Source organism: Pseudomonas sp. TWI923, assembly GCF_039673365.1.
Taxonomy (GTDB): domain Bacteria; phylum Pseudomonadota; class Gammaproteobacteria; order Pseudomonadales; family Pseudomonadaceae; genus Aquipseudomonas; species Aquipseudomonas sichuanensis.
Window position 1 is genome coordinate 20,279 of sequence record NZ_JBDJLM010000070.1, and the last position, 6,723, is coordinate 27,001.

Below are 6,723 nucleotides of genomic sequence, written 5' to 3' on the forward strand. Positions count from 1 at the left end.
GTGAGCAGGTACTTATTGAGCACGTGGGAGCGGGCTTGCCCCGCGATGGCGGTCCGACGCTCTCATTGCCTGCTTTCAGGAGCCATCATGGACGCCCGCCTTACCGCTTTTCTCGATCGCGCCGAATCTGTCCTCGCGCGCCTCGAACCCTTGCTGCCCGCCCCGCGCCCGCACATCGACTGGTCGCAAACCCTCGCCGCCCGCTGGCAGCGCGATGGCCGCAGCGGCTACCTGATGCCGCTTGAGGTCAGCCTCGACATCCGTCTGTCCGACCTGATCGGCGTCGACCAGCAGCGTGACCAACTGGGGCGCAACACCCACCAGTTCATCAACGGCATGCCGGCCAACCACGCCTTGCTGTGGGGGTCGCGCGGCACCGGCAAATCGTCGCTGGTGCGTGCGCTGCTGGCAGAACACGCCGGCAATGGCCTGCGCCTGATCGAAATCGAGCGCGACCACCTGGCCGACCTGCCGCGTGTGGTGGAGCAACTGCAAAAGCTCGAACAGCGCTTCATCCTGTTCTGCGACGACCTCTCGTTCGAAGCCGGGGAGGGTGACTACCGGGTGCTCAAGAGCGTGCTCGACGGCTCGCTGGAGCAGGCCCCGGACAACGTGCTGCTGTACGCCACCTCCAACCGCCGTCATCTGGTGCCGGAAAAACAGAGCGACAACGAAAACTGGAAGATGGTCGACGGCGAGCTGCACCCCAACGAAGCGGTGGAAGACAAGATCGCCTTGTCCGACCGTTTCGGCCTGTGGCTGTCGTTCTACCCCTTCAGCCAGGAACACTTCCTCAATGTGGTCGAACACTGGATCGGCCAGCTGGCGCGCCCGGCCGGGCTTGCCTGGCAGCGTAGCGAAGCACTCGATATCCTCGCCGTGCGCTGGGCCACCGGCCGCGGCAACCGTAATGGCCGTTGTGCCTATCAGTTCGCCCGCTACTGGGTCGGGCTGCAATTGCTGGAGCAGAAATAAATGATCGACCTCAACGCCAGTGGCCAAGGCCTCGACGGCTACGCCCTGCTGGCCGCGCAAGTGCAGGCGCTGTTCGCCGACGAGCGTGACTTCATCGCCAATGCCGCGCAGTTCTCGGCGTTCCTCTATAACCAGGTGGATGACCTGAACTGGGCGGGGTTCTACCTCAACCGCAACGAAGAGCTGGTGCTCGGCCCGTTCCAGGGCCAGGTGGCCTGCGTGCGCATTCCGTTCAGCAAGGGCGTGTGCGGTGCAGCGGCGGCCACCCGGCAGACCCAGCGGGTGGAGGACGTGCACGCGTTTCCCGGGCATATTGCCTGTGACAGTGCGTCGAACAGCGAGTTGGTGATCCCGTTGCTCAAGGACGGGCGGCTGATTGGAGTGCTTGACCTGGACAGCCCGAAGGTCGGGCGTTTCAGTGAGGCCGATCAGGCCGGGCTGGAGCGCCTGGCGGCGATCTTTCTGGAATTGACTGATTGCTGAAATGAACAAAGGGGCCTGTGAAGGCAAAGCCAGTCAGTTAAGCCAAATGGGGCGCTCCGCGCCCCTTCGCGGGTAAACCCGCTCCCACAAGTACAGCGCTCGATTCAGATTTTGCGCGATCCTGTGGGAGCGGGTTTACCCGCGAAGGGCTGCAAAGCAGCACCAATAAGTGCGATGAAGCGCTAACTGATTGGCATTAGTCTGCGCAGGCCTCTTTGTATCTGTGCTGTTGCCATCGTGGGGCAAGTCGCATCGATGCAACGCCGCTCCCACAGTCCCGCGAGATCAGTCGTAGATGACCCGCTTTTTCCAGGTCTCGTCCTCGTCGGTCTTGAGGCCTTCGGTCAGTGCGTTCTGGTCGTCCGCTGCCGGCTCCATCTGGTCCAGTACCTGGGCGTTGGCCCGGTTCAGCAGCTTCTCCATATAGGTGAGCTGCTCTTCATACTGTTTAGGTTCGGGCTGCTTGCGCAGGTACTGCACGCCACGCTCGAAGGCCAACCGCGCCTGGCCCGGCTGGTTCTGCTGCAGCGCCTGCTGGCCCAGGTTGTTGAAGAACTCGATGTGCAGCAGCACCAGGATGTGGCGGATCTCCTTGACCCAGTACTTGCCCTCGTTGGTGGCCAGGAAGCCTTCCTGGGTGGCGCGCACGATCTGATTGTGCAGCAGCTCCAGCAAGAAGCGCACGTCCTTGGCCTTGACCTCGGTGTGGATAGGCGAGGGCGGGTTGCTCACCGGGATCTTGTCGCCCTGGGCGATCAGGCCTTCAAGTTCGGCGATGCGCGCCTTGAGCTCGGCGCTGTGCTTGTCCAGGGCCAGCTGGCGCTGATTGAGGTTGAGTTCCAGGCGGGTCAGAAGCAGCTTGAGCGCCGGGGTCATGAACTGGCCGGGGAAGGTTTCGGTGATTTCACCGCAGCGGCGCAGGCGGTCGGCCAGTTCTACCTTGAGCCGGACGCGTTCGAGCTTGTTGTTCTCGACCACGTTGTTGAGGTAGCCGATCACGATCAGCAATGCGATGCCCGCAACGATAAGCAGGGTGATCAGAAGTGGTGTCACCGTAAACGCCTCATGAAGAAGTTTTGCATCTGTACGAGAGTGTAGTGAGTTCGCCGAAAAGCGAACAGTGCAGCCTGGCGGACAGCTTTGGGGCGTGCCGTTCGCCGTTGGCCTCATGTACTGGTATATGTCGGCCGCAGTCTGGATTTCTCCAGATGCTGGCGCATTGCCACGAGCTTGCCGGGCTACCGTCAGAAAATCAACGCCAATCCCTGGGCGCGCCTGTCAGCACCTTATAGGAAAGCGGGAAGTCATTGATTTAAATAAATTTCTACAAAGGGGTTGACGGCTTTCCATGGCATCCATAGAATGCGCGCCACTTGCAGCGTAAAGCACACAGCGAAACGCGGCAGGGAGTGAAGATGTAGCAGTGTCCCCTTCGTCTAGTGGCCTAGGACACCGCCCTTTCACGGCGGTAACAGGGGTTCGAGTCCCCTAGGGGACGCCAATGCGGGAATAGCTCAGTTGGTAGAGCACGACCTTGCCAAGGTCGGGGTCGCGAGTTCGAGTCTCGTTTCCCGCTCCAGTTTCTCCGGCACTGCTTCGGCAGGGCAGGAAAAGAAAATCCAGGCTGAATCGTGAGGTTCATGTTCTGGTGCGCTGCAAAGCGTCGGCTTAGTCCCCTTCGTCTAGTGGCCTAGGACACCGCCCTTTCACGGCGGTAACAGGGGTTCGAGTCCCCTAGGGGACGCCATATTGCGGGAATAGCTCAGTTGGTAGAGCACGACCTTGCCAAGGTCGGGGTCGCGAGTTCGAGTCTCGTTTCCCGCTCCAGTTTCAATGGCGTCGTCTTGTACGGTGCAGGTGGTGAAGGTCTTCATGGCGCTTCACGCCAAATGCGGTAAAGCTTCACTTTGCGGGAATAGCTCAGTTGGTAGAGCACGACCTTGCCAAGGTCGGGGTCGCGAGTTCGAGTCTCGTTTCCCGCTCCAAATCGAAAACGCCACTTCATTTGAAGTGGCGTTTTTTTTTGAGTAACAGATCATCGTCCGTGAGCGAAAACTGGCTTACATCCTGATATTTGTGCCGCTTTGAGTAGTGCGGTCATATGTAGGTCTGGGTATGCGGAAATTTGATTTTTGATCACGCCATTGTGAGCCAATTCCCGAGCCGGCAGGCTTTGCACTTCCAGCTTGAGCAAGGCGTTGAATAGCCAGGCCTGAGACGTTGTCAGAGAGCGCCAGGCCCATGGATACGTAACCAACTACCATGGCCGCCTTGGCCAAGCTGGGGTCCAGGGTGAAGTTGGCAGCCGTTTCCACCCCGAATGAAGCGACCTGGGCAATGGTCCCGGCTACAGACATGCCCGCCATCACGACTTGTGGCGCCGCTGCAAGCAGGGCAGCCGACGCGCTCATGGCGCCTACAGCTGCCACCGCCGAGGTTCCCGCTACTGCCGCCCCCGCCACTGCAGCGCTCGTGGAGCCCGCCACTGCGGCAGCGCTGGCTGCGGTGGCTGACATCGATACCGCTACGGCACCTGCCGCCGCACCAAGCGTCACGATGGTCGCAACAATGGACAGGGCCGTGAAAAGTATTCCTACACCGAGCGCTATCCATACTCCGCTGCCCCCGCCTTGTTGTTGTTGGATCATCCACTTTTGCTCAGGCGTAATTTCCGCTCCCCTTTTTCCCCGTTTGGCCAATCCTCGTTCTTCGCGCTCTGCCAGGCCGCGGGTGGCCCTCCCCGTCGGGTCGCTGAAGGTAATGGGGTTGCCCTGGCAATAGGCGTAGCAATTGATACCGCCATTGCCGAATGGGCTTAGTGTATCCGGGCCCTGGAAGCGCATCAGTTCGGGATTATAGGCGCGGTGGCCGCGACCGAGTAGGTACCAGCCACTGTCGGGGTCAAGGTATTCGCCGTTGAAACCCAGCAGGCTGGCCAGGGCGCCGAAGCGCTGGCCGTAGGCGCTGTAGCCTGGATTGCAGTCGTTAGGCTGCGGGCTGTCGGTAATCACGCTGCCGCTGGCGGTGCAACTGAACATCCGCGTCTTGCTGGTGTCGTCCGCTTGCTGCTGGCCCAGTGGCAGGTTGCTGGCATGCAGCAGATGTGTCTGGATCTCACCCCGGATAGCCAGGCGCAAGCGGTTTTTCTCGAATAACAGCAGGGTGTCGTCGCTGCCCTCGGCTTGTTGCGTGCGAATCAGGTGGCCATGGGCGTCATAGTGGTAGAGGCCGCCGGCTTTTCTCGAGGTTTTGCTCACTTGCAGCAGGCGCTTTTCACTGTCGTAGCGCATCGACCTGCCGTTCTCGTCATTGAGCTGGCAGCCATTGGCGTCATAGTCAAACCGCTCGGGAGTGTCGGGCCTGGCGGGTGAATAAATGACCCGGCTCAATTGGCAAGGGTCCTCTTCCTCGTACTTGAAGGTGGCGGTGTGTTCTGTCTGATCCTTGAGCGTGGTCGTGCGCGAGGTGATGTTGTCCAGTCCATCGTAGGCAAATGCTTGTGCGGTATATTCCTGGCCCTGCTCACTCCTCGGTAGGTCGCGGCCCGAGCACAGATGGTTAGAGAGACGGCCACGCTCATCGTAAATGAACTCTTCTCTCAAAAGGCTGGTTTTGCCCTCTTCCAGATGACGCAGCTCAAGCAGATTTCCTGGCATCCATTTCTGCGTAATTGAGCGTTCCGGTTGTGCCCCGCGTTTGAAGGTGCGCTTCTCTTCGCGTCCCTGATCGTCATAGATGAAGGTGGTGGTGAGTTTTTCCTGGGTTTGCAGGTCCACCAGCTCAACCTTATTCAGTTGCCCGAGGGTGTCATAGTAAAAATCTGATTCCAAGTTGCCCTGGGTGGTTTTTTGGGGGCGCCCATGCGCGTCATAGGTGAACGTGCTGTCGGGGCCATTATCGATTTTTTGCCAGCACAGCCGGCCGTGTAGCGATATGCCCTGGCGGATCGTGTAGAGCAACTTGCCCTGGTCGTCGCTCCAGCTTTCCAATGTGGCGCGGTTGTTCCAGTCGTATTCGTAGGTGCGGGTACCCTGTTGGTTAATGGCTTTTTCAAGGCGTGCGCTGGTTTTGTTGAATGTGAATTCGGCACTGCCTTCGAGGGTCTTGGTCATCTTCGGGGCGTCGGTCAGCTGGGGGTCATACTCGAAGCTGATTTCGTCCTTCTTCGCCGAGATGTGCCTGCCAGGTCGAGTCATGCCAGATGGGTAGAAAAGCTTATCGGTTCGGTTACCTGTCGTTTTACTTTCAAGGCGATCAAGGCCATCGAATGTCTGGCTGCCGAGTAAATGCGGCAACGTGGCGGATTCGCTGGTACGTATCGCAATGGCAAGCTCCTTGCGCGAATGTTCTACGTAGTCGCGGGTCACCTGCGTGCCATCGGCCAACGTCGTTTGAGTCATGCGATTCCAAATGTCGAAGGCGAAACATGTGGAATAGTTGCGTTCGTCTGTCTGCACCTTGCAGTTACCCAGCCCATCATACTCGTAGTGCTGCTCGGCATAAGGGGCCCCGTTCGCCAGCAGACGCTGGGTTCTGACGGGTTTGTCGAAGCCATTCAACCAGGATTCCGTTTTGCCGCTGATCAGGGCTACGCCATTTGCCATTACCCCTTGGCGCCAGGCTTTTTCAATGTGTCCTTTGTGGGCCGTACTCCCGGTCGGCTCGATGAACTTGTGTTGCTGTACACCATCGGCGCCTGTCACGCAGCATTCCTCGCCCCAGCTGTTGTAGGCGAAGGTGCGTGTCAAGGGCAGGGCGATTGGAGGTGGGGTAGGGGCGTTTTCTGTTGGCATCTGCGGGAGGTAGTCGATCAGCGTTTCGCTGACCTTCTGGCCGAAGGTGTTATAGACGATGGAAACGGTTTCCATCGGCGTATCCGGTTTGTTCTCGTCGATGTGGCTACGGCATTCGCGTACCGGCCTGCCCAGGCCATCCACATAGGTGGTGGTGATGACGCCGCGGACGTTGGTCATGATCTGCTTGGATTCAGCGCTGTTTGCACCGCAGAGTGTGTAGTCGTAATGGCGTGTCGCTTTGAATTCATCTTCGTCCGGAGCGACGATCTCGTCCGTTACCCGGCGCAACTCATCGTACTGGGTAAGAATGCGTACGCCGTTGTTGTCCTCGAACAACACTGGCTCGCCGGTAAGCAGTGAATGGGTCAAGGTCATGGTCTTCTGCCGTGACTCCTCCGGGCTGCCGCCGTCCTTGTGGTCCCAGCCGGTCACGGTCTGGAAGGTCGTCAGCACTGGCTCGTCATCGAGC

The 6,723-nt window shown here is 59.4% G+C and carries 4 protein-coding genes and 5 tRNA genes; 7 read left to right on the top strand and 2 right to left on the bottom strand.

The window, feature by feature from the left end:
- The first annotated feature begins 87 nt into the window (after window positions 1–87).
- Together ABE459_RS21090 and ABE459_RS21095 are read left to right on the top strand one after the other, a co-directional pair.
- Window positions 88–975 carry an ATP-binding protein gene (locus ABE459_RS21090; protein WP_258705988.1) on the top strand — a complete coding sequence of 296 codons (888 nt, stop codon included), beginning with the start codon at window positions 88–90 and terminating at the stop codon, window positions 973–975.
- Window positions 976–1,458, top strand: coding sequence for a GAF domain-containing protein (locus ABE459_RS21095; RefSeq protein ID WP_125463202.1), 483 nt, complete (start codon window positions 976–978; stop codon window positions 1,456–1,458). It abuts the gene before it with no gap.
- Window positions 1,459–1,743: 285 nt separating this feature from the next.
- Here ABE459_RS21095 and ABE459_RS21100 read toward each other — a convergent pair whose 3' ends face one another.
- Window positions 1,744–2,511 carry a hypothetical protein gene (locus ABE459_RS21100; protein ID WP_125463203.1) on the bottom strand — a complete coding sequence of 256 codons (768 nt, stop codon included), beginning with the start codon at window positions 2,509–2,511 and terminating at the stop codon, window positions 1,744–1,746.
- 372 nt (window positions 2,512–2,883) lie between these two features.
- Here ABE459_RS21100 and ABE459_RS21105 point away from each other — a divergent pair.
- The 5 genes from ABE459_RS21105 (at window position 2,884) to ABE459_RS21125 (ending at window position 3,443) form a co-directional block, all read left to right on the top strand.
- Window positions 2,884–2,959: transfer RNA gene (locus ABE459_RS21105), tRNA-Glu, on the top strand.
- Between the two features lie 2 nt (window positions 2,960–2,961).
- A tRNA-Gly gene (locus tag ABE459_RS21110) sits at window positions 2,962–3,037 on the top strand.
- Between the two features lie 92 nt (window positions 3,038–3,129).
- Window positions 3,130–3,205 (top strand) — tRNA-Glu (locus ABE459_RS21115).
- 4 nt (window positions 3,206–3,209) lie between these two features.
- Window positions 3,210–3,285, top strand: a tRNA-Gly gene (locus tag ABE459_RS21120).
- Between the two features lie 82 nt (window positions 3,286–3,367).
- Window positions 3,368–3,443 (top strand) — tRNA-Gly (locus ABE459_RS21125).
- A 75-nt stretch (window positions 3,444–3,518) separates the two neighbouring features.
- Here the strand turns inward: ABE459_RS21125 and ABE459_RS21130 are convergent.
- Window positions 3,519–6,707 (bottom strand): RHS repeat-associated core domain-containing protein, encoded by a 3,189-nt coding sequence (locus ABE459_RS21130; RefSeq protein ID WP_346648132.1) that lies wholly within the window; start codon window positions 6,705–6,707, stop codon window positions 3,519–3,521.
- Between the last annotated feature and the right edge of the window lie 16 nt (window positions 6,708–6,723).